We start from the raw sequence: 21065 nt of genomic DNA, 5'->3' as shown, positions 1-21065 counted from the left end.
TCCATGCGTTCATTCAGTTTGCTGGTGCTGGGCAGTTTCAGTCCCTTGTTGTTCGCCGCCGATGTTCCGGGCAGTCAGGACCTCTCGATAGTGCCGCGCATGGTCGACGCCCAGATTGTCGACTATCGCCCCGCCGCCGAACTGGAGCGGATCTACCCGTTGGGCTCGATCCGTAAAATCAGTGGCCAGTTACGTTTCGACGGCCAGGTCAGTGCCCGCGGCAACGTCACTTCGGTGACCTACGAGTTGCCACCGGAGCATTCATCCATCCAGGCGTTCACCGCTGCCCGCGAGGCTTTGCAACAGCAGGACGCCGGGTTGCTCTTTTGGTGCCAGGCGCGCGATTGCGGCGAAAGCAGCCTCTGGGCCAATGAGGTCTTCGGCAATGCCAAGCTGTACGGCGCCGACGATCAACAAGCCTATCTGCTGCTGCGACTTGCCGCTCCACGAGACAACACGCTCGTCGCGCTGTACAGCATCACTCGGGGTAATCGCAAAGCTTACCTGCATGTCGAGCAGTTCGACGCTTCGGCACCGCTGGGCGAGTTGTTGCCGACTTCCGCGACCTTGCTGCGTGAACTCAAGAGCACCGGCGAGCTTGATTTTCCCATGTTGAACAGCGCACCTGACGAGACATGGCTACGCCTGATTTCTCGCGGACTGAATCTGGACACCACCTTGCGGGTCAGCATTTCCGGAGCGAACGCCGAAGCCTGGCGTCAGGCACTGATTGCCCAGGGCGTGCGTGCCGCGCGGATGGAAACCGGCAGCGCCGAAGGCTCTGGCCTGCACATCGAGCTATTGCGCTAGGCTGTACCGGGCGAGCGTGCAAGCTGCGTTCGCCTACTCTTTTGCTGACTGACTTTTTCGAGACTTTTGATGATCAATAACGATCGCCTGTTGGTGCAGATCCTGCTCGTGGTGTTGTTCGGCGCGAGCTTCTGGGTGATGGCGCCGTTCTGGTCGGCGATGTTCTGGGGCGCGGTCCTGGCGTTTGCCAGTTGGCCGCTGATGCGCTTGCTGACCCGTTGGCTCAATGGCCGCGAGTCGCTGGCGGCGGCATTGCTGACGCTGGGCTGGATGGTGCTGGTAGCGGCACCGCTGGTGTGGCTGGGCTTCAACCTCGCCGATCATGTGCGCGATGCCACCGCATTCATCAAGGATGCGCAGGTCGAGGGGTTACCCGAAGCACCGGTGTGGTTGGGTTCGATTCCCTTTGTGGGCGAGCGGCTGGTAGGCATCTGGAACAGTATCGATGAGCAGGGCGCGGCGATGATGGTGTCGCTCAAGCCTTATCTGGGGCAGGTGGGTAACTGGTTGCTGGCGCGCAGCGCGCAGATCGGCGGCGGTATTCTCGAGCTGACCCTGAGCATTGTCTTCGTGTTCTTTTTCTATCGTGACGGACCGCGCCTGGCGGCGTTTGTACACACATTGCTGGAGCGGCTGATCGGTCAGCGGGCCGGCTACTACATTGAACTGGTGGCGGGCACGGTGCAGCGGGTGGTGAACGGTGTGATCGGCACCGCGGCGGCCCAGGCGATCCTGGCGCTGATCGGGTTCCTGATCGCTGGCGTACCGGGCGCGCTGGTGCTCGGCATCGTGACGTTCATGTTCAGCCTGATCCCGATGGGCCCGCCGCTGGTGTGGATTCCGGCGACCGCGTGGCTGGCCTGGAAAGGCGAGTACGGGATGGCCATATTCCTCGGCATCTGGGGCACATTCGTCATCAGTGGTGTCGACAACGTGCTCAAGCCGTACCTGATCAGCCGTGGCGGTAATCTGCCGTTGGTCATCGTGCTGCTTGGGGTGTTTGGCGGGTTGATTGCCTTTGGTTTCATCGGCCTGTTCATTGGCCCGACATTGTTGGCGGTGGCCTACAGCCTATTGATCGACTGGAGCAAGACTCAGGCACGGGTTGAAGATCGCCGGCCCTGAGATTTGTATTCTGCTTAGGGCCTCTTCGTCGGAACGCCGCCCGGAGCAAGCCCGCTCCCACAAGGGGCCGGTGTGGCTTTCAAGTGCGTGGCAGATGGATAACTGCCGTCAGGCCACCGCCCGGGGTTTCTTCCAGTGTCAGCTGCCCGCCCATCCGTTGCGCGGCCTCGCGGGCAATGGTCATGCCCAGGCCAACGCCGCCGGAATTGCGATTGCGCGAGCCTTCAAGGCGGAAGAAGGGTTCGAACACCGCTTCGCGTTGCTCTGCGGCGATGCCCGGGCCATGGTCGATGACCCGAATCACCAACTGCTCACGGTGGTCTTGCAGGGTAATCAGCGCCTGGCCGGCATAGCGCAGGGCATTGTCCATCAGGTTGTTGATGCAAGAGCGCAAGGCCATCGGCTGCACCTGCAAGGGGGCGCAGTGGCCGCTGGCCTGGACGTTCGCGCCCTGGTCCTGGGCATTTTCGCTCAGGGACTCCACCAACGCCTGCACGTCCATCCACTGCGGCGCTTCGCTGGTGCGCTGTTCATGCAGGTAGGTGAGGGTGGCGTCGAGCATGCTGATCATGTCGTCGAGGTCCTGGCGCATCTGGCCTTGCAGCTTGTCGTCGTCGATTTTCTCCAGCCGCAGCTTGAGCCGCGACAACGGCGTGCGCAGGTCGTGGGACACGGCGCCGAGCATGCGTGAGCGCTGCTTGACCTGTTCCAGGATGCGCCGCTGCATTTTGTTGAACGTGTGCGCCGCCTGCCGCGCTTCCCGTGGTCCCGATTCATCCAGTGGCGGGCTGTCGAGGTCTTCGCTCAAGCGCTCGGCCGCGTCGCTCAGGCGCTGGATCGGCCGGCTCAGCAGTTTGGCGCCGTACCAGGCGGCAATGATCAGTGTGACCAATTGAAACGTCAGGGGCACCAAGGGGCCGCCGAACCACGGCCGTGGTGGCCGTTTCTCGAGGTTGAGGTCCAGTGGCGGGCGTGGCCCGTCCAGGCCTTCGGAAAACTCCGGTGGCGGCGGCGGTGGCGGCGGGCCGTAATGGTGAAACCAGGCAAAGGCCAGCAGGTGCGCGAGGATAATCGCCAGCAACAGCACGCCAAACAGGCGGCCGAACAGCGTATCGAAGCGCCCGCGCATCAGCCGATGTCTCGGGCATCGAACAGGTAACCCTCGCCGCGAACGGTCTTGATCAACTGCGGAGCCTTGGGATCGTCGCCGAGTTTCTGGCGCAGGCGCGACACCAGCAGGTCGATGCTGCGGTCAAAGGCTTCGATCGAACGACCACGGGCGGCGTCCAGCAGTTGTTCACGGCTGAGCACGCGGCGCGGACGTTCGATAAACACCCAGAGCAGGCGGAATTCGGCGTTGGACAGCGGCACCACCAGGCCATCGTCGGCAATCAGTTGCCGCAGCACGCTGTTCAGGCGCCAATTGTCGAAACGAATGTTCGCCCGCTGTTCGCTGCGGTCATCGCGCACTCGGCGCAGGATGGTCTGGATCCGCGCCACCAGCTCGCGGGGCTCGAACGGCTTGGCCATGTAGTCGTCGGCGCCGAGTTCGAGGCCGATGATCCGGTCGGTGGGTTCGCAGCGGGCGGTCAGCATCAGGATCGGGATGTCCGACTCGGCGCGCAACCAGCGGCACAGCGACAGACCGTCTTCACCGGGCAGCATCAGGTCGAGCACCACCACATCGAAATGCTCCGCCTGCATCGCCAGGCGCATCGCGGCGCCATCGGTGACGCCGCTGGCGTGGATGTTGAACCGGGCCAGGTAGTCGATCATCAGTTCGCGGATCGGGACGTCATCGTCGACGATCAGGGCGCGAATGCTCCAGCGTTTGTCGTCACCAGGCGTCTTTTGGTCGTCGTTCACGGGTGCTTGGGTGTTGTGCATGCGTGCGTTCATCTGCCAGGTAGGCTGCCAACCACAAAGATAGGCTGCGAGGTTGTGGTTCCAGCATAGGCGTCCGGCCCGGAGGCGGGAAGTGCTGTTGCAAGGACCTGTTGCGGTTGCCGAGGGTAGCGGGCCGGGGTATTGCGGGCGTGTCGTGTGTGTATCGAACTCGACACAATCGCCTCAAGGGCTAGTCTTGCCGGAGCCGTCGCGACGATTTACCGATCATCGGGTCCCGCAGCGGCGCTGGTTCCGCTACAATGCGCGCCGATTTCGACTTGCCTGAGAGCCCACTCATGTCCGCCTGCCAGACTCCTATCATCGTCGCCCTGGATTTCCCTACCCGTGACGCCGCACTGAAGCTGGCCGATCAGTTGGACCCGAAGCTGTGCCGGGTCAAAGTCGGCAAGGAGCTGTTCACCAGCTGCGCTTCGGAAATCGTCGGTACCCTGCGCGACAAGGGTTTCGAAGTGTTCCTGGACCTCAAGTTCCACGACATCCCGAACACCACCGCGATGGCCGTCAAGGCGGCTGCGGAAATGGGCGTGTGGATGGTCAACGTGCATTGCTCCGGCGGCCTGCGCATGATGGCCGCGTGCCGTGAAGTGCTGGATCAGCGCACCGGTCCCAAGCCGTTGCTGATCGGCGTGACCGTGCTGACCAGCATGGAGCGTGAAGACCTGGCGGGCATCGGCCTGGACATCGAGCCCCAGGAGCAGGTGCTGCGCCTGGCCGCCCTGGCGGAAAAAGCCGGGATGGACGGCCTGGTGTGCTCGGCCCTGGAAGCCCAGGCGCTGAAAGCGGCGCATCCGTCGCTGCAACTGGTGACCCCGGGGATTCGTCCTGCGGGCAGCGCCCAGGACGATCAGCGCCGCATTCTGACGCCACGTCAGGCGCTGGATGCAGGTTCCGACTATCTGGTGATCGGCCGTCCGATCAGCCAGGCGGCGGATCCAGCCAAGGCATTGGCCTCGGTCGTGGCCGAACTGGCCTGATCAGACAACGCAGAACCCATTGTGGGAGCGGGCTTGCTCGCGAATACGGTGTGTCATTCAACATTGATGTCGGCTGACACTCCCTCTTCGCGAGCAAGCCCGCCCCCACATTGGTTTGTGGTTGCCTTAGATCTTCAACACCAACTTCCCGAAATTCTCGCCGCTGAACAATTTCATCAGCGTCTCCGGGAAAGTCTCCAGTCCTTCGACGATGTCTTCCTTGCTCTTGAGCTGCCCCTTGGCCATCCAGCCGGCCATTTCCTGGGCGGCGCTGGCGTATTGGGCGGCGTAATCCATCACCACAAATCCTTCCATGCGCGCACGGTTGACCAGCAGTGACAGGTAGTTGGCCGGCCCCTTGACCGCTTCCTTGTTGTTGTACTGGCTGATGGCACCGCAAATCACCACCCGTGCCTTCATGTTCAGGCGGCTCAACACCGCGTCGAGAATGTCGCCACCCACATTATCGAAATACACGTCGACGCCTTTCGGGCACTCGCGCTTGAGGCCAGCGAGGACGTCTTCGCTCTTGTAGTCGATAGCGCCATCGAAGCCCAGTTCATCGATCAGGAACTTGCACTTGTCGGCGCCGCCGGCGATGCCAACCACCCGGCAGCCTTTGATCTTGGCGATCTGCCCGGCGATGCTGCCCACGGCGCCGGCTGCGCCCGACAGCACCACGGTGTCACCGGCCTTCGGAGCACCGACGTCGAGCAGGGCGAAGTACGCCGTCATCCCGGTCATACCCAGCGCGGACAAGTAACGTGGCAGCGGTGCCAGTTTCGGATCGACCTTGTAGAAGCCTCGCGGCTCGCCGAGGAAAAAATCCTGCACGCCGATGGCACCGTTGACGTAATCCCCGACCGCGAACCCCGGGTTGTTCGACGCAATGACTTTGCCCACACCCAAGGCGCGCATGACTTCGCCAAGCCCGACCGGCGGGATGTAGGACTTGCCCTCGTTCATCCAGCCACGCATGGCCGGGTCCAGAGACAGGTATTCGTTTTGAACAAGGATCTGACCCGCCGCCGGCTCGCCGACCGGCACTTGCTGATAAGTGAATGTCTCGCGGGTCGCCGCGCCAACCGGACGTTTGGCGAGCAGGAATTGGCGATTGGTCTGGGAGGTCATGGCAGGCACTCAAGATGAATGAAGCTTTGTTGATAGCCGGTCAGCGCCGATGTCGCAAGTTCGGCTGATGCGGCGAATGCAGGTTGATCCAGTGCAGTGATAGTTGGTACGGCAGTTCCATCACTGCAACTCATGGGCGCCCAACCGGAGCCTTGATAGTGCTGCCGTGTTCAAGACCTCCATGGCTAGACTGGTCCCACGCGATTCCCCGCATTCTTCTTTTTGAGGACATAACAATGAGCATGACGTTTTCCGGCCAGGTGGTCGTGGTGACAGGCGGGGCGGCCGGTATTGGCCGCGCGACCGCCCAGGCATTTGCCGCCGAGGGCCTGAAGGTCGTGGTGGCCGATATGGACGTGGCGGGCGGCGAGGGCACGGTGGAGCTGATTCGTACAGCCGGTGGCGAAGCGACCTTCGTGCGCTGCAACGTTACCCTGGAAAGCGATGTAAAAAATCTGATGGAGGAGGTAATCAATACTTACGGTCGCCTCGACTATGCCTTCAACAATGCCGGCATCGAAATCGAGAAAGGCAAGTTGGCCGAAGGTACGCTCGACGAGTTCGACGCGATCATGGGCGTCAACGTCAAAGGTGTCTGGCTGTGCATGAAATACCAATTGCCGCTGCTGCTGGCGCAAGGGGGCGGCGCGATCGTCAATACAGCATCGGTGGCCGGCCTCGGGGCCGCGCCGAAAATGAGCATTTATGCAGCCTCTAAACACGCAGTGATCGGCCTGACCAAGTCGGCGGCCATTGAATACGCCAAGAAGAAGATCCGGGTCAACGCAGTGTGCCCGGCGGTGATCGACACGGATATGTTCCGCCGTGCTTATGAAGCCGACCCGAAAAAAGGCGAGTTCGCCAACGCCATGCATCCGGTCGGTCGCATCGGTAAGGTCGAAGAGATCGCCAGCGCGGTGCTGTACCTGTGCAGTGATGGGGCGGCGTTCACTACCGGCCATTCGCTGGCGGTGGATGGCGGCGTTACTGCGTTCTAAAGCAACGCATCTCTACCAAAGAAGCGTTGCAACCTGTGGGAGCGAGCTTGCTCGCGAAGGCGTCGTTTCAGTCGATATCACTGTTGCCTGACACACTGCTTTCGCGAGCAAGCCCGCTCCCACTTTTTTTGGGGTTCCGTTAAAGGGCCGGGCAATGTGTTTCAAATGATTAGAACAAAGGGTTTTGGCGGCGTTGTCGCACATGTTTTCGAACACTCCTGTGATTAACTGCTTCTCGCAAAATCAACAGGAGTTTGCTTGCTCATGGAATTGAGAATCGACCGACAGGCGCTGGTGCCCGTCGTACAGCAAATTGTTGACGCACTGACCTGCTGGCTTCATTCCAGCGGGGTATTGCCCGGTACGCGCCTACCTTCGGTGCGACAGATCGCGCGGATCAATTTGCTCAGTCAGTTAAGCGTGGCTCAGGCCTGTGAACGCCTGGTGACGCAGGGGATGCTGGTGTCCGGCCATGGGGCCGGCTATACGGTTGCCGACCCGGCATTGGCCGCGAGCGCAAAGCATGAGCCTGCGTGGTTCGAGGGGGCTGAGCCCGAGTACGGGCCTTTTTCGAGTGAATTGAGGCTGGGCTGTGGCGGGCTGCCTGAAAGCTGGCGCGAGACCGACGATCTGATTTACGCGATTCGGCAAGTCAGTCGTACCGATACGGCCAGCCTGTTCAACTACGGCACGCCGCTGGGATTGCCAGCCTTGCGACAACAGATAATCAAGCGCCTCAGGCAACTGGATATCCCGGTGCAGGACAGCCGGATCATGACCACGGCGGGGGCCAGTCAGGGGCTCGACCTGGTTGTGCGGACACTGTTCAAGGCCGGTGACTGTGTGGTCGTTGAGAGTCCCGGTTATCCGCTGCTGTTCGATTTTCTCAGGCTGCACGGCATCCACATGGTCGAGGTGCCGCGAACACCACGAGGGCCGAACGTTGAAGTGCTCGAATCGGTGCTGGTCAAACACCGGCCTCAAGGGCTGTTCATCAATAGCTTCTATCACAACCCGACCGGCAGCAGCCTTGCACCGGTGGTGGCGCGCCGCGTGCTGCAACTGGCCAGGACCTTTGGCGTGCAGGTGATCGAAGACGACGTTTATGCGGACTTGCACAGCGGTTCCGGTACGCGACTGGCTGCGCTGGACGACAACGTGATCTACGTGGGCAGCTATTCCAAGACCCTCAGCAGTTCCTTGCGGGTCGGTTTCGTGGTGGCCGGTTCCGAAGTCATTACGCGTCTGGCCGAGGTCAAGATGATCAGTGGCATGGGCGCCTCACGATTTTGCGAGTCGGTGCTGGCGTGCCTGTTGGCTAACGGTGCCTACGGCAACCTGGTGCAGCGTCAGCGCCAACGCTTGAGCAGCGGCCGGCTGACGGTGTTGCAATTGCTCGAAGATGCCGAATGGGAGGTTTTCGGCAAGCCGACGGGAGGCCTGTTCATCTGGGCGCGATCACCAATGTCTGACTTCGATAAGGTGCGGACCCAGGCACGGCGTCTGGGTGTACTGCTGTCATCGAAGACCGCCTTCAACCCCTCGGGTGAGGCCAGTGACTGGCAGCGTATCAACGTGGCCTATGCCTGCGACCCGCGTGCCCGTGCGCTCTTTCAGGCCACCGCCCGGGATCGACCTCAAGCGTTCTGAAAACGACGTTGATGTAGCTTTTTGCCATTATTCAGGCGCCAGAGCCTTGTGTTGCTACTGGCCCGTTGCGAATCTGCGACTACAGACTTTGGCAGGGGACTAAGTGCAATGAATTCGGCCGTGCAAGGACGTTTTGCCAACCTCGGTATGGCGAAAAAACTGGGTGTCGGGTTTGTCCTGGTGCTGTTGTTGACTGCACTGGTGGCGGGGATTGGTGTCTGGTCCCTGCAAACCATCAGCCAGCGCTTCGACGGGCTCAAGCAAATGTCATCGCTCAACAGCGGTTTGCTCAAGGTGCGGCTACTGGAGCGGGAGTACGCCTTGCACGGCAATCCGAAAACCGTCGATGCCCTGCACGAGGGCGTCGATGGCCTGATCGCTCTGGCCGGCCAGCTGAAGGCCGCGTCTGCGGCCAACGTGCCGGTGATGAATGATGTCGAACAGTCCCTGGGGGACTATCGCAAGGCCTTCGACGAGTTTGTCTCGCTCACCCAGGCCAAGGACCTGGCGTTGGAAATGGCCAGTTGGTCGGTCTCCAGCGTGGCCAATAATCTTGATGTATTGCAATCCGGGCTCGCCGATGACGGCGCCTATACGCTGAAAGATTCCGAAGGCAAGGACGGTGCGCAGTTCATCGAGCAGGCCAGCCAGGTCAGCCAGGTTTCGCGCTTGATGCTGCAAGCCATGAATGAAGCGCGTGTGCGCCTGGATCAAAGTCGCAAAGGCGACGACAGCGCCGGGCAGGGCAAGATCGAACAGGCGAGCCAGGCACTCGCCCAGGCCGAGCAGCTCAAGACTACGGTCAAGGATGAGGGGTACCAGACCGTCCTCAATGAGGTGACAGGTCATATCGCCAGTTTCAGTGACAGGCTCGCCGAGTACACCGGCTTGCTGGAACAGGAAAAAACCGTCTACCAACAATTGCACCAACGTGCTGCCCACGTGGTCGAGCGGGTGGATCAGGCTTATGTCGCGCAAGACTTGGCGATGCAGGCTGAACTGAAAAAGAACTCGCTGCTGATCATTGGCTCCTCGGCCCTGGCCTTGCTGGTTGGGCTGGTTGCCGCGTGGTTCATCACCCGTTTGATCGTGGCACCCCTGCGCAGAGTGATCCAGGTGGCGCAGCAGATTGCCTCGGGGGATTTGAGTGCGACCATTGACGTGACCCGCCGTGACGAAATCGGTCAGTTGATGCAGGCAATGCAACAAATGGGCGCGGGGCTCAGCCACATAGTCAGCGGCTTGCAGTCGGGTATCGAGCAGTTGGCGACTTCGGCCCAATCGTTGTCGGCGGTGACTGAACAGACCAACCTCGAAGTCAGCACGCAGAAAGAGGAAACCGAACAGGTCGCCACCGCAATGAATCAGATGACGGCCACGGTGCATGATGTCGCGCGCAATGCCGAGGAAGCGGCCCTGGCCGCGCAAACGGCTGACGGCAAGGTTGAAAGCGGTCAGCAGGTGGTGCGCCAGAGCATGGCGCGGATCGAGCAGTTGGCGGACTCGGCCACCTCGGCCAGTTCGAGCATCGAAAGCCTGAGTGCGGAAATCCAGAACATCGGCACGGTGTTGAGTGTGATCAAAAGCGTGGCGGAGCAGACCAACCTGCTGGCATTGAACGCGGCGATCGAGGCGGCCCGGGCCGGCGAGCAGGGCAGGGGCTTTGCAGTGGTGGCCGATGAAGTGCGTGCGTTGGCCAAGCGAACCCAGCAATCGACCGAGGAAATCGAACGCCTGGTCAGCGCTTTGCGCTCGGCGGCGCAGTCGTCGGTGCAGCAGATCCAGGGCAGTGGCGAGCTGGTGAAGCTGGCGGTTAGCGATGCTTTGCAGACCGAGAGTGCGCTGGGCAGTATTGCCGCGGCGGTGTCGTTGATCCAGCAGATGAATCAGCAGATCGCCGCGGCGGCCGAGGAACAGAGCTCGGTGGCCGAAGAGATCAACCGCAGTGTCACCAGTATTCGCGCCAGTGCCGATCAGTCATCGCTGGCGATGCAGGGCAATGCAGCATCCAGTATTCAGTTGGCACAACTGGGGGTTGAGTTGAAGTGGATGGTGGGGCATTTCAGGCTTTGAAATGATCATCGGCAAGGCCAAAAAAAGCCACCTCTCGGTTAATACTGATCAGTTAACACACGAAACCTGTGGGAGCGAGCTTGCTCGCGATGGCGGACTGTCAGGCACCCCTTGTGTGACTGTCCAACCGTCATCGCGAGCAAGCTCGCTCCCACAAGGATTGCAGTGTTCAAACCCTTAACTGATCGGCATAAACCTCTCGGTGGCTTTTGTGTTTTCGCTGATCAGTCGTAGATCACTTTCTTTTTCCAGTCCGCGTCAGCCTCGACGTCCTTGAGGCCTTCGGTCAACGGGTTGACCTCGCCTTCGACCGGCGCGATGCGATCCATGACCTGGTCGTTGGCGCGGGCCAGGAGTTTTTCCAGGTACTCCAGTTGCTCGGCGTAGACCTGTGGTTCCTGCTGTTTGCGCAGGTATTGCACGCCGCGCTCGAATGCCAGGCGGGCCTGCCCGGGCTGATTCTGTTGCAGGGAGTGCTGGCCGAGGTTGTTGAAGAACTCGATGTGCAGCAGCACCAGTATGTGGCGCACCTCACGAATCCAGCGCTTGGCCTCGTTGGGTGGCAAAAAGCCGTCCTGTGCCGCGCGGGTAATCTGGCCGTGCAGGGCTTCGAGCAGGAAGCGGACATCCTTGGCCTTGGCTTCGGTCTGGATCGGTGCTGGCGGGTTGTTGACCGGGATGGATTCACCCTGGCCGACAAGGGCCTCCAGTTCGGCGATCCGTGCCTTGAGGTTGGCGCTGGATTTTTCCAGGTTAAGCAGACGCTGGCAGACGTTCAGTTCCAGGCGGGCCAACAGCAGCTTGATCACCGGGGTCATCAGTTGGCCGGGGAACGTCTCGGTGATTTCGCCGCAGCGTCGCAGGCGATCGTTGAGCTCGATCTTGGTACGGGCCTTTTCCAGCTTGTTGTTTTCCACCACATGGTTCATGTAGCCAATGGCGATCAACAGGGCGATCCCGGCTACGACTAGCAGGGTGATCATGAGTGGCGTCACCGGTAAGACCTCTTTATAGGTTACGCATGCGAGTCTGGTGGCTTGGCATTTGAGCGCCCAGGTCCGCACGACGGGTTGGTTCGGACATGCTTGTGCTTATATCGGCCGCAGCCCCGTTTCTATGAATGATGGCACTCGATGCATAGATTGCCATCATTGGGTGGGCAATAACGTCTTGGCGGGTGCCAGAATTTAAGCGTCAAACGCCGGGCAGCGGAAAACCGCAACGGCTCCCAAAAGCAGGGTGAAGTCATTGATTTAAATAAATTTATATCAGGGGGTTGACGACATCTCAATCCATCCATAGAATGCGCGCCACTTGCAGCGTAAAGCACACAGCGAAACGAAGCAGGGAGTGAATGTAGTATGTGTGTCCCCTTCGTCTAGTGGCCTAGGACACCGCCCTTTCACGGCGGTAACAGGGGTTCGAGTCCCCTAGGGGACGCCAATGCGGGAATAGCTCAGTTGGTAGAGCACGACCTTGCCAAGGTCGGGGTCGCGAGTTCGAGTCTCGTTTCCCGCTCCAATTTTAAACAGCGTTGCTTTCGGGCAGGGCTGAGTGAAACCAGAACCAAGTCTTTGGATGCGGCTCTGGACACCGAAACACACACCATGTGTTCCGGGTAGCGTGTCCCCTTCGTCTAGTGGCCTAGGACACCGCCCTTTCACGGCGGTAACAGGGGTTCGAGTCCCCTAGGGGACGCCATTTGCGGGAATAGCTCAGTTGGTAGAGCACGACCTTGCCAAGGTCGGGGTCGCGAGTTCGAGTCTCGTTTCCCGCTCCATATTTAACGAAAACGCCGCTCATCGAGCGGCGTTTTTGTGTGCGCGTAAAAAACCGGATCAACCGCTGAGGGTTTGTACCAGGCTTTCGAGCGCTTCAATGGTTTTGTCATCCTGCACCGGTTGCGTAGCGGCAGCCGCTTTGATTTGGCGTGCCAGGCGGTATTCGCTGGGCGTGCAGTTGGCGAACTGCTTGAAGGCACGGGCGAAGTAGGAAGGATCCTTGAAGCCGGCCTCGTAGCCGATGCTGGTAATAGGCATTTGGCTGTTGTCGAGCAGGTCTTTGGCGAAGTTCATGCGCTTGTCCAGGATGTAATCCGTGAAGCCAAGCCCATTGGCTTCCTTGAACAGGCGGCTGAAGCGAAATGTCGTCATGCCGCAGCGTTGCGCCAATTCCCTCTGATCGATGCTGTCTCGAAAGTGCTGCTCGATGTACAGCATGACATTGCTCAGCGCCTGGTGTTTTTGGTGTCCTGAGGTCCGACGGATGCTGTCCGGCAGGGTCGGGGAGTGGTCGATCTGCGATGACTTGCCCCGGCCCTGGGCATTTCGGCGCAGCTCGCAGAGCTGCACCACCGCCGTCAGGTAACGCTTCCTCTCTGTGGTCGAGAGCGGGAGCACCATGTATTCCCAAACGCTGGAGCGCATGGCCCATACAGCCAGTTCCTCCGAGTGCTGCACGGTGAACATGGTGATTGGGATGCTGGGGGTGGTGCGTTTGATCTCCAGCAACAGCCGCAAGCCTGGCGTGTCGGGGCGATCAAAATGAATGCAGATCATGTCTGCCGGTTCCCCGATGGGCAACACGGAGTTTTTCGCCAGTTTGCAGTCGCAGGTACCCTCGAACTGCGCGACGAGTTCTTTCGTGGACCGATCATGAGTCAGATCGAACCACAGGAGCGATGGCCTTTTGGTCAAGTTGGACGTCATGTCTCTACTCTGGGGTTCTTGGTGACTCACTTCGCTAGTATTGCCAATGTGCTATCACCTTGCAGATTTAATCCCGATAGGAAAGACGGTTTTTAGTTCTATTCGCTCTATGGGTTGCCTGGAAGGCAGCCCGGGCGAGTGTTTGTTGGTGTGTTTTCGACAAACCGCGTTTAACCGCTTGTCGCTTGTGAATCAATGACAATTGCCTTTGCGTTTCAATGCCTTGTTTACCCCCCCGTTACTTCTGCAAAGGCCAATGCTGTGTATTTGGCCTCCCCGCAAAAAAGTCCTATCGATGCGCAAAATCCTCCTAACGCCTATGCCTTCATCCTGACTAGGGTTGCATCAGGCAGAGCAGAAAGCACTGCCTCAGAAAAAACAACATTCGAGTGAGGTGGGCAAAATGATCATGCAAACAATCAAGGCTTCGGTAGTGAAGTTCGTCAAAGATGAAGACGGTCTGACCATTGTGGAATACGCGGTGGCGGGTGGGTTGGTTACGGCGCTTGTCGTCGGATTGTTCTCGGTCCTTGGACAAGCGGTTCTGACCAAAATACAGGCGCTGTGCGACGCGATCAACGAAGGCGTTTGCACACCATAATTCCCGCTGGGGGACGCGTCGATGTCCATGGGACAGCCGGTGCCGCTATTTCTGATAGGGCGCCGGCAACTTTCTTCATGGACTTCGCGTTGTCTCCGTCGACGTGCGTAGAGAGTGCAAATCACTTCGCTGTTCAAGGCCACCAATAGCAACATTGCGTGCTAACGATTAATACCTGCAGGGAGACTTGCCATGTCCACGGAACTGCTATCGATGGTTTTACTGATAGGACTTTTGGGCGTGGCGGTGGTGAGCGATCTGCTTCGCCACCGCATTCCCAACATGCTCGTCCTGGTGGGCCTTGTCTTGGGATTGATCGGTCAAATGTATTCAGGTGGTGTCAGCGGATTGGGTGACAGCCTGCTGGGCATCCTGATCTGTTTTGCGCTGTTTCTGCCGATGTACGCCTTCGGTGGCATGGCTGCCGGTGACGTCAAGTTGATGGCCATGGTCGGCAGTTTTCTACCGTTTCAGTTCGCGTTGTGGGCTGTAATGTTCAGCCTGATAGCCGGCGGCGTATGCGGTTTATTGATCGTGCTGGTTCGCGGTCAATTGCGTCAGACCCTGGGGCGCTATTGGCTGATTCTAAGGGCGCAGGCTTATCTGGCGCCAACTTCAGATGAAGTAGCCGGCAAGCCTTTCCCATATTCGATTGCAATATTGATCGGCACTTTGAACAGCGTCTACTGGCAAGTTGCCGGTGGATTCGGAGGTTAGACATGCACGTCATCGTCGATAGTGATGCCTACCCTAGCGATCGGAGCGCGGTGCAACGCCTGGCGCCTCAGCCCTGCACTATCCGCGAAACCGGCCTGACCGACAGTTTTCTCGGCGAGTTGGTGTGCAAGCATTTGTTTGATGCCGGTGTTCTGGACATGTCGCGGCTGGTGGAACGCCTGGCGCTGACCGGCGCGGTACTTGAAGAGGTCCTGGCGTTTCTGCGCAAGGATGGCCGTGTCGAAGTGCTTGGCCAGGCGAGTCAAACGGGCGGGCAGATGCTGCGTTATGGCCTGACCGAACGTGGTCGCAGTGCCGCCCGCGATGCCCTGTCGCGCAGTGGCTATATCGGTGCGGCACCCTTCCCGGTGAGTACCTACCGCTCCCTGATCAAACTGCAGACCATTCACCATGGTCGCATCAACGCCAACGATATGCGCAATGCCCTTGCTGGCGTAGTGCTGACGGAGGAGATGCTCGATCAGTTGGGTGTGGCGATGAACTCCGGGCGCGCAATCATGATTTATGGCCCCGCGGGTACCGGCAAGACTTATGTCAGCAGTCGGTTGATCCGTCTGTTCGCCGAGGCCATCTGGGTCCCCCATGCCATCGTCATCAACGAGTCGGTGATCGAGATCTATGACCCGCAGGTGCATCAGCGGCTCGATGACAACGCTCAACAGAACAATCTGATGCTCAACGAAGGGGTCGACCGCCGACTGCTGTGTTGCAAGCGCCCGATCGTGATCACGGGCGGTGAGTTGACCATGGAACAGCTGGACGTTCGCTATGACCCCTTTACCCGTCAATACCAGGCCGCCTTGCAGCTCAAGGCCAGTAATGGCCTGTTCATCATCGACGACATGGGGCGCCAGCGCATGGCACCCGCCGAGCTGTTCAATCGCTGGATCGTCCCGATGGAAGAGAAACGCGATTTCCTCAACCTGGGCGGCGGTCGGCATTGCGAGCTGCCGTTCGATCTGATTCTGGTGTTTTCCACCAACCTCAATCCCTTGGAGCTGGCCGATGAGGCCTTCCTTCGCCGGATTGGCTACAAGCTGCAATTCGGTTACCTGAAGCCCGAGCAGTACGAAAAGATCTGGCGTCAGGAAAGCGAGCGCTTGGGCATTTCTTATGACCCGCTGCTGGTGCGTTATGCGCTGCAAAGGCTTTATGCAAGTGAAGGCATGCCCCTGGTGCCTTGCCATCCCCGAGATCTCCTGAACATGGCGCTCGATCGCCAGCGTTATATCGGCGGTTCCGGACCATTGTCACCGAAAGAGTTGGAATGGGCCTGGCACAACTACTTCGTCCAGCTCGACTTTCTTTGATACGGAGATACTGACATGAGCTCTCGTACGCTTACCCTCATCGGCGTTTCTCTGGCCATGGGCCTTGGTGCTGCATGGATGGCCGACTCCTGGCTGAGCGCGCGGCTCAATGCCAGCCCGGATGATCACCTTCGAAGCGTGGTGGTCGCCACGGTAGAGATTCCATTCGGGCAGATGGTCGAGGCCCAACAGGTCACGACCGTACGCATGCCCATGGATACGATCCCGGACGATGCCTTCGATGCCAGCGAAAAAGCCGTGGGCAAGATCGCAACGTTCGACATTCTGCGGGGCGACATCGTGCGCGGTGCGCGTCTGAGCGAGCACCTGGGGGGCAGCACCCTGGCCTCTTTGATTGCGCCTGACAAACGTGCCATATCGGTACGTGTGGACGATGTGGTCGGCGTGGGCGGATTCCTGTTGCCGGGTAACCGGGTCGATGTACTGGCGACCAAAACCACCAATGGCGGCAGTAACAGCGCCACCTCCAGGACCATCCTCGAGAATTTGCGGGTGTTGGCGGTGGACCAGACTGCAGGTACCGACAAAACCCAACCGGTGGTGGTGCGTGCAGTGACGCTGGAGATGACGACCGCAGAGGCTGAAACCCTGGTCACGGCGCAATCGGAAGGGAAATTGCAATTGACCTTGCGCAACCCGCTGAACGCCGAGAAAAAAATCGCGACCGTTGCACCTGCCGCACCCGCCGCACCGGTCATGGCGGTGGCTACCGCCACAGAGCCAAAACACGTGGTACAGCGTGGTAATGGAGAGGGTGGCAGATCCGTCACCATTATTCGCGGAGTCCAGGCCAGTGTAGTGAACATGCGTTGACAGGGCGATAGGGGCGCCTGGGCACCCAGGTATTGGCGGAGCCGATCCGGATCAGTATCGGCAATCGAGGGCTTGATGATGAATCTTCGTATTCAGCGGCCGTTCACTTCGACGCCAAGGCGCCAGGAAGGATCGGTGAGTGTATTGATGGTGATCGCGTTGGCGGCGATGGCCATGATGGCGGCGTTGGCTTTGGACGGCGGGCATGTGATGCTGAACAAAACGCGCCTGCAGAACGCTGTAGATACTGCCGCCCTGAGTGGCGCCAAAACCCTTCGGCAGATGGAAGGCGGTGTCGACACTCCCACCATTGCCAACGCGACACGCGCTGCCGCGCTCAATACGCTGACCTTCGGTGAGTTCGGCCGCATGCTCTATCAGTACAACGTGCTGCTGCAGGCCAGCCGCGATGCCCAGTTGAGTCTGCCAAACTTCGTTTTCAATCTGTTCATTCCCGGGTTCGGCGTGTCCATTACCTTGCCTGCATTCAGGGCAACGTTGCCACGTGAAAGCCTCGGGCGTCATTCCGATTCCGGGGAGATCACGCCATGCTGAATACCAGGGACACTCCACTCTCCAGTTCGACCGGCAAAGCCGGGCTCAGGTTGCTTATCAGCAGCCGAGATGCCACGTCGTTGCGCGACCTGCAGAGCGTCTGCCAACGCATGCCCAGCCTGGAGGTGAGCACTCGCCTGGTGAGCAATGGGCATGTCGACCCGCTCTACGGTCTGGACCGGATGCCCGATCTGTTGCTGTTGCGCGTCAGCCACCTGTGGCGTGAAGAGCTGGCGGCACTGTTGCAGCGCCCGGCCCATGAACGTCCGCCGATGTTGGTGTGCGGACTGTTGAGCGAACAGGAAGGCATGCGCCTGGCGATGCAGGCCGGCGCCCGTGACGTGCTGCCGGAGCCCGTCGCCGAGACGGAACTGGTTGCCGCCTTGAATCGGCTGGTCATGGAGGTTCGGACCGGCAGCGGGACAGAAGGGAAATTGCTCGCCGTGATCAGCGCCAAGGGCGGATCCGGCGGCACCATGCTCGCCTGCAACCTGGCTCAGCAGCTCAGCATGAAGGGTGGCAGTACCCTGTTGCTGGACATGGACCTGCAATTTGGCAGCGTGACGCATTACCTGGATGTGGCGCAAACCCACAGCCACCTGGAGGTGTTGCATCAGATCGACGGCATGGACAGCGTCGCGCTACGGGGTTTTTGCAGCCACTTCAGCCCGACTTTGCATGTACTGGGTGGACGGGCCGGCGAGCTGTGTCTACCGCAGGATGCCCAACCCGAGCAACTTGACACCCTGATGCAGTTGGCCCGCGCCAGTTATGACTGGGTAGTGATCGATCTGCCACGGCAAATCGACCACCTCACCGGCTCCGTGCTGGAACAGGTGGATCGGGTGTACGTGGTGGTGCAGCAGAGCGTCAGCCATCTGCGCGATGCCAGCTCTCTGGTGCGGATTCTTCGCGAAGACCTGGGCGTGCGCGGGGATCAGTTGCAGATAGTGGTCAACCGCTATGACAAGGCGGCGGCGGTCAGCCTCAAGGATATCGGCGAGGCGCTGCGCTGCACGAACCTGTCGAAATTACCCAACGACTTCAACCTGGTCAGCCAGAGTCAGAACACGGGCGTGCCGTTGGGGCTGCATGCGCCGAGGGCAGCGATCACTGCTGCTCTGCGTGGCATGACCGAGGAACTGGTCGGCAACCAGATGGCTGGAAACAAAGGCTTGCTCAAACGCGCCTTCAACCGTTTTTTCGGGGGGTGACCCATGATCAGCGACTTTCGTAACCGCTTGCGCAAACAATCCGCTAAACCCGCTCCATCGTCGGCTGGCCAGCCGGGTGACGACCAGTCGGATCCGGCAGAGGAAATAATGGCGTGGGAACGTGCAACGCCGGACGTTGTTTACGAAACCAGAAGTCAGGTCACCCCGGTGGAGGCTGAGTGGCGAGAAAAGATCTACCAGCAATTGCTCAAGGTCATGGACCTGTCCTTGCTGGACTCCCTTGAACAGGCGGAGGCCGCGCGACAGATTCGCGATATTTGCCAGCGCCTGCTCGATGAGCATTCGGCACCGGTGAGTACTTCCAGTCGTCAGTTGATCATCAAGCAGATCACCGACGAGGTACTCGGCCTTGGCCCCCTGGAGCCGTTGCTGGCCGATCACAGCGTGTCCGACATTCTGGTCAATGGTCATGCCTCGGTCTATGTCGAGCGCTTTGGCAAATTGCAACGCACCGATGTGCGCTTTCGCGATGATCAGCATTTGCTGAACATCATCGACCGCATCGTCTCCAGCCTGGGTCGGCGTATCGACGAGTCCTCGCCGTTGGTGGACGCCCGGCTCAAGGACGGTTCGCGGGTCAACGCGATTATCCCGCCGCTGGCCATCGATGGCCCGAGCATGTCGATCCGGCGCTTTGCGGTGGACCTGCTCAATACCGACAGCCTGATCCAGGTGGGAACGTTGACCCCGGCCATCGCGCTGCTGCTCAAGGCGATTGTCCGCGGGCGCTTGAACGTGCTGATTTCCGGCGGTACCGGCAGCGGCAAGACCACCATGCTCAACGTCCTGTCCAGTTTCATTCCGCACAACGAGCGGATCGTCACCATCGAAGACTCGGCCGAACTGCAACTGCAGCAGCCCCATGTGGTGCGTCTGGAAACCCGGCCTTCGAATATCGAGGGACGTGGCGAGGTGAGCCAGCGGGAGTTGGTGCGCAACAGCCTGCGGATGCGGCCGGACCGTATTGTGATCGGCGAAGTGCGCGGCGTCGAGGCGCTGGACATGTTGACAGCGATGAACACTGGCCACGATGGCTCGTTGACCACGATCCATGCCAACACCGCGCGCGATGCGTTGGGGCGGGTCGAGAATATGGTGTCGATGACCGGGGCGACCTTCCCGATCAAGGCTATGCGTCAGCAGATCGCTTCGGCCATCGATGTGGTCATCCAGCTGGAACGCCAGGAGGACGGCAAGCGCCGCCTGGTCAGCGTGCAGGAGATCAACGGCATGGAAGGCGAGATCATCACCATGACCGAAATCTTCTCCTTCGCGCGCCATGGCATGGGCGAAAACGGCGAAGTGCTTGGTGATTATCGGCCCAGCGGCATGATCCCCGCCTTCCGCGATGTGCTGGCCAAGCGCGGCATCGAGTTGCCGCTGACGATGTTCAGGCCTGAGTGGATGGAGGCACGGCAGTCATGAACCAGATTCCTGGTGAGTTCATTCTGATGTTCCTTGGCATGGTGTTTATCGCCGTCTTCCTCCTGTCCCAGGGCGTGGTGGTGCCGGTGTTCGGCGAAGCCGGCAAGATGCGCAAGCGCATCCGTGGCCGTCTGCACGTAATGGAGAAAGCCAATAATTTGCCCAACATGCAGACGGTGTTGCGGCAGAAATACCTGACGCGTTTGTCGCCATTGGAGGCCAGGCTTGAGCAGCTGCCTTTTATGGAGGCATTGACGCAAATGATCGAGCAGTCCGGGCACGAATACCGGGCCTATCGGGTATTGCTGCTCGGGCTGGTGCTGGGTGTCTGGGCGGGTATATTGATCTGGATGGTTTGGTCAGTCTGGTGGATGGCGCTGCTGGCGGGTTTCGCGATCTTCTGGTTACCCATACTGAAAATCTCTCGCGACCGTGGCAAGCGTTTCGCTGAGTTTGAGGAAGGTCTGCCGGATGCGCTGGACTCCATGTGCCGTGCTTTGCGCGCCGGGCACCCCTTTAACGAAACCCTGCGTCTGGTGGCCGAGGAGCACAACGGGTCGGTCGCACATGAGTTCGGTCTTACCTTCGCCGATATCAACTATGGCAACGATGTGCGCCGGGCCATGCTCGGCCTGCTGGAACGCATGCCGAGCATGACGGTGATGATGCTGGTGACCTCGATCCTCATCCATCGCGAGACTGGCGGTAATCTGACCGAGGTGCTGGAGCGTCTGAGTCAGCTGATTCGCGGGCGCTTCCGTTTTCAGCGCAAAGTCAAAACCCTGTCGGCGGAAGGGCGCATGTCGGCCTGGATACTGGTGGCGGTTCCCTTTGTGCTGGCGATCGTGATCTTTCTCACCACCCCGAAGTACATGCCTATGCTGATCAATGATCCCTTGGGCCGCAAGATGATCATCGGGGCGTTCGGCGCCATGTTGATCGGGATTTTCTGGATACGCAAAATCATCCGGATTCAGGTTTGAGCGGAAT

General features: G+C 59.8%; 18 protein-coding genes, 4 tRNA genes and 2 pseudogenes. 19 read left to right on the top strand and 5 right to left on the bottom strand.

All coding sequences use genetic code 11. The features are described from left to right. Positions 1 to 3: 3 nt before the first annotated feature. Positions 4 to 810, top strand: coding sequence for a DUF4892 domain-containing protein (locus tag KGB28_RS17075; protein ID WP_150754035.1), 807 nt, complete (start codon positions 4 to 6; stop codon positions 808 to 810). A gap of 69 nt (positions 811 to 879) precedes the next feature. Next, positions 880 to 1935, top strand: coding sequence for an AI-2E family transporter (locus tag KGB28_RS17070; RefSeq protein WP_150754034.1), 1056 nt, complete (start codon positions 880 to 882; stop codon positions 1933 to 1935). A gap of 79 nt (positions 1936 to 2014) precedes the next feature. On the opposite strand, the gene KGB28_RS17065 is transcribed toward KGB28_RS17070, so the two are convergent. Both KGB28_RS17065 and KGB28_RS17060 read right to left on the bottom strand, forming a co-directional pair. Continuing rightward, positions 2015 to 3064: a sensor histidine kinase gene (locus KGB28_RS17065; protein WP_150754033.1), complete on the bottom strand. Its 1050-nt coding sequence runs from the start codon at positions 3062 to 3064 to the stop codon at positions 2015 to 2017. Beyond that, entirely contained in the window at positions 3064 to 3822 is a 759-nt protein-coding gene (locus KGB28_RS17060; protein WP_150754032.1) for a response regulator, read from the bottom strand. Before KGB28_RS17060 ends, KGB28_RS17065 begins: the two co-directional genes overlap by 1 nt. A gap of 296 nt (positions 3823 to 4118) precedes the next feature. On the opposite strand from KGB28_RS17060, the gene pyrF reads away from it, so the two are divergent. Next, a complete protein-coding gene (gene pyrF, locus KGB28_RS17055) occupies positions 4119 to 4817 on the top strand; it encodes an orotidine-5'-phosphate decarboxylase (protein WP_008016546.1) in 699 nt (232 codons plus the stop codon). Positions 4818 to 4943: 126 nt separating this feature from the next. Here the strand turns inward: pyrF and KGB28_RS17045 are convergent, their stop codons facing one another. Beyond that, positions 4944 to 5948, bottom strand: coding sequence for an NADP-dependent oxidoreductase (locus KGB28_RS17045; RefSeq protein WP_150754031.1), 1005 nt, complete (start codon positions 5946 to 5948; stop codon positions 4944 to 4946). A 236-nt stretch (positions 5949 to 6184) separates the two neighbouring features. Between KGB28_RS17045 and KGB28_RS17040 the strand changes: the two genes are divergently transcribed. From KGB28_RS17040 to KGB28_RS31815, 4 genes and pseudogenes are all read left to right on the top strand, one after another. Beyond that, a complete protein-coding gene (locus tag KGB28_RS17040) occupies positions 6185 to 6946 on the top strand; it encodes an SDR family oxidoreductase (protein ID WP_150754030.1) in 762 nt (253 codons plus the stop codon). A gap of 264 nt (positions 6947 to 7210) precedes the next feature. Then, the gene (locus tag KGB28_RS17035) at positions 7211 to 8596 is read left to right on the top strand and encodes a PLP-dependent aminotransferase family protein (RefSeq protein ID WP_150754029.1); all 1386 of its coding nucleotides are present in this window, start codon (positions 7211 to 7213) and stop codon (positions 8594 to 8596) included. 108 nt (positions 8597 to 8704) lie between these two features. After that, positions 8705 to 9808 (top strand): annotated as a pseudogene (locus KGB28_RS31820) (HAMP domain-containing protein); the annotation flags it as partial. Continuing rightward, positions 9788 to 10669, top strand: a complete 882-nt coding sequence (locus KGB28_RS31815; RefSeq protein WP_411740589.1) for a methyl-accepting chemotaxis protein — start codon at positions 9788 to 9790, stop codon at positions 10667 to 10669. The pseudogene KGB28_RS31820 and the gene KGB28_RS31815, both read left to right, overlap by 21 nt. A 224-nt stretch (positions 10670 to 10893) precedes the next feature. On the opposite strand, the gene KGB28_RS17025 is transcribed toward KGB28_RS31815, so the two are convergent. After that, positions 10894 to 11652 (bottom strand): hypothetical protein, encoded by a 759-nt coding sequence (locus tag KGB28_RS17025; RefSeq protein WP_191633627.1) that lies wholly within the window; start codon positions 11650 to 11652, stop codon positions 10894 to 10896. A gap of 384 nt (positions 11653 to 12036) precedes the next feature. Here KGB28_RS17025 and KGB28_RS17020 point away from each other — a divergent pair. From KGB28_RS17020 to KGB28_RS17005, 4 genes are all read left to right on the top strand, one after another. Beyond that, positions 12037 to 12112, top strand: a tRNA-Glu gene (locus KGB28_RS17020). A gap of 2 nt (positions 12113 to 12114) precedes the next feature. Further along, positions 12115 to 12190 (top strand) — tRNA-Gly (locus KGB28_RS17015). Between the two features lie 104 nt (positions 12191 to 12294). Continuing rightward, a tRNA-Glu gene (locus tag KGB28_RS17010) sits at positions 12295 to 12370 on the top strand. Between the two features lie 3 nt (positions 12371 to 12373). Beyond that, positions 12374 to 12449: transfer RNA gene (locus tag KGB28_RS17005), tRNA-Gly, on the top strand. 58 nt (positions 12450 to 12507) lie between these two features. Here the strand turns inward: KGB28_RS17005 and KGB28_RS17000 are convergent. Then, positions 12508 to 13377 carry an AraC family transcriptional regulator gene (locus KGB28_RS17000; RefSeq protein ID WP_150754026.1) on the bottom strand — a complete coding sequence of 290 codons (870 nt, stop codon included), beginning with the start codon at positions 13375 to 13377 and terminating at the stop codon, positions 12508 to 12510. A gap of 403 nt (positions 13378 to 13780) precedes the next feature. On the opposite strand from KGB28_RS17000, the gene KGB28_RS16995 reads away from it, so the two are divergent. The 8 genes and pseudogenes from KGB28_RS16995 (at position 13781) to KGB28_RS16960 (ending at position 21058) form a co-directional block, all read left to right on the top strand. After that, the gene (locus KGB28_RS16995; RefSeq protein WP_150754025.1) at positions 13781 to 13978 is read left to right on the top strand and encodes a Flp family type IVb pilin; all 198 of its coding nucleotides are present in this window, start codon (positions 13781 to 13783) and stop codon (positions 13976 to 13978) included. Between the two features lie 192 nt (positions 13979 to 14170). Beyond that, the gene (locus tag KGB28_RS16990; protein WP_150754024.1) at positions 14171 to 14695 is read left to right on the top strand and encodes a prepilin peptidase; all 525 of its coding nucleotides are present in this window, start codon (positions 14171 to 14173) and stop codon (positions 14693 to 14695) included. 2 nt (positions 14696 to 14697) lie between these two features. Further along, positions 14698 to 16026, top strand: coding sequence for an AAA family ATPase (locus KGB28_RS16985; protein WP_150754023.1), 1329 nt, complete (start codon positions 14698 to 14700; stop codon positions 16024 to 16026). A gap of 15 nt (positions 16027 to 16041) precedes the next feature. Then, a complete protein-coding gene (gene cpaB / locus KGB28_RS16980; RefSeq protein WP_150754022.1) occupies positions 16042 to 16860 on the top strand; it encodes a Flp pilus assembly protein CpaB in 819 nt (272 codons plus the stop codon). Between the two features lie 141 nt (positions 16861 to 17001). After that, positions 17002 to 17415: pseudogene (locus tag KGB28_RS31675) on the top strand (pilus assembly protein TadG-related protein); the annotation flags it as partial. Further along, positions 17409 to 18629, top strand: coding sequence for an AAA family ATPase (locus KGB28_RS16970; RefSeq protein ID WP_150754020.1), 1221 nt, complete (start codon positions 17409 to 17411; stop codon positions 18627 to 18629). The pseudogene KGB28_RS31675 and the gene KGB28_RS16970, both read left to right, overlap by 7 nt. A 3-nt stretch (positions 18630 to 18632) precedes the next feature. Further along, positions 18633 to 20075, top strand: coding sequence for a CpaF family protein (locus tag KGB28_RS16965; protein ID WP_150754019.1), 1443 nt, complete (start codon positions 18633 to 18635; stop codon positions 20073 to 20075). After that, positions 20072 to 21058 carry a type II secretion system F family protein gene (locus KGB28_RS16960; RefSeq protein WP_150754018.1) on the top strand — a complete coding sequence of 329 codons (987 nt, stop codon included), beginning with the start codon at positions 20072 to 20074 and terminating at the stop codon, positions 21056 to 21058. The genes KGB28_RS16965 and KGB28_RS16960 overlap by 4 nt, the downstream gene beginning before the upstream one ends. Positions 21059 to 21065: the final 7 nt, after the last annotated feature.

The sequence above is a fragment of the Pseudomonas sp. BF-R-19 genome (genome assembly GCF_019956445.1).
GTDB lineage: Bacteria > Pseudomonadota > Gammaproteobacteria > Pseudomonadales > Pseudomonadaceae > Aquipseudomonas > Aquipseudomonas fluorescens_BH.
Note: the sequence above shows the minus strand (reverse complement) of the source record. Positions and strands in the feature narration are given on the sequence as shown.

What these genes read in the sequence shown, in the direction of transcription:
- KGB28_RS17075 (WP_150754035.1), top strand. Translation starts at nt 4, where the DNA reads ATGCGTTCATTCAGTTTGCTGGTGCTGGGCAGTTTCAGTCCCTTGTTG.
- KGB28_RS17070 (WP_150754034.1), top strand. Translation starts at nt 880, where the DNA reads ATGATCAATAACGATCGCCTGTTGGTGCAGATCCTGCTCGTGGTGTTG.
- KGB28_RS17065 (WP_150754033.1), bottom strand. Translation starts at nt 3,064, where the DNA reads ATGCGCGGGCGCTTCGATACGCTGTTCGGCCGCCTGTTTGGCGTGCTG.
- KGB28_RS17060 (WP_150754032.1), bottom strand. Translation starts at nt 3,822, where the DNA reads ATGCACAACACCCAAGCACCCGTGAACGACGACCAAAAGACGCCTGGT.
- pyrF (WP_008016546.1), top strand. Translation starts at nt 4,119, where the DNA reads ATGTCCGCCTGCCAGACTCCTATCATCGTCGCCCTGGATTTCCCTACC.
- KGB28_RS17045 (WP_150754031.1), bottom strand. Translation starts at nt 5,948, where the DNA reads ATGACCTCCCAGACCAATCGCCAATTCCTGCTCGCCAAACGTCCGGTT.
- KGB28_RS17040 (WP_150754030.1), top strand. Translation starts at nt 6,185, where the DNA reads ATGAGCATGACGTTTTCCGGCCAGGTGGTCGTGGTGACAGGCGGGGCG.
- KGB28_RS17035 (WP_150754029.1), top strand. Translation starts at nt 7,211, where the DNA reads ATGGAATTGAGAATCGACCGACAGGCGCTGGTGCCCGTCGTACAGCAA.
- KGB28_RS31815 (WP_411740589.1), top strand. Translation starts at nt 9,788, where the DNA reads ATGCAGGCAATGCAACAAATGGGCGCGGGGCTCAGCCACATAGTCAGC.
- KGB28_RS17025 (WP_191633627.1), bottom strand. Translation starts at nt 11,652, where the DNA reads ATGATCACCCTGCTAGTCGTAGCCGGGATCGCCCTGTTGATCGCCATT.
- KGB28_RS17000 (WP_150754026.1), bottom strand. Translation starts at nt 13,377, where the DNA reads ATGACGTCCAACTTGACCAAAAGGCCATCGCTCCTGTGGTTCGATCTG.
- KGB28_RS16995 (WP_150754025.1), top strand. Translation starts at nt 13,781, where the DNA reads ATGATCATGCAAACAATCAAGGCTTCGGTAGTGAAGTTCGTCAAAGAT.
- KGB28_RS16990 (WP_150754024.1), top strand. Translation starts at nt 14,171, where the DNA reads ATGTCCACGGAACTGCTATCGATGGTTTTACTGATAGGACTTTTGGGC.
- KGB28_RS16985 (WP_150754023.1), top strand. Translation starts at nt 14,698, where the DNA reads ATGCACGTCATCGTCGATAGTGATGCCTACCCTAGCGATCGGAGCGCG.
- cpaB (WP_150754022.1), top strand. Translation starts at nt 16,042, where the DNA reads ATGAGCTCTCGTACGCTTACCCTCATCGGCGTTTCTCTGGCCATGGGC.
- KGB28_RS16970 (WP_150754020.1), top strand. Translation starts at nt 17,409, where the DNA reads ATGCTGAATACCAGGGACACTCCACTCTCCAGTTCGACCGGCAAAGCC.
- KGB28_RS16965 (WP_150754019.1), top strand. Translation starts at nt 18,633, where the DNA reads ATGATCAGCGACTTTCGTAACCGCTTGCGCAAACAATCCGCTAAACCC.
- KGB28_RS16960 (WP_150754018.1), top strand. Translation starts at nt 20,072, where the DNA reads ATGAACCAGATTCCTGGTGAGTTCATTCTGATGTTCCTTGGCATGGTG.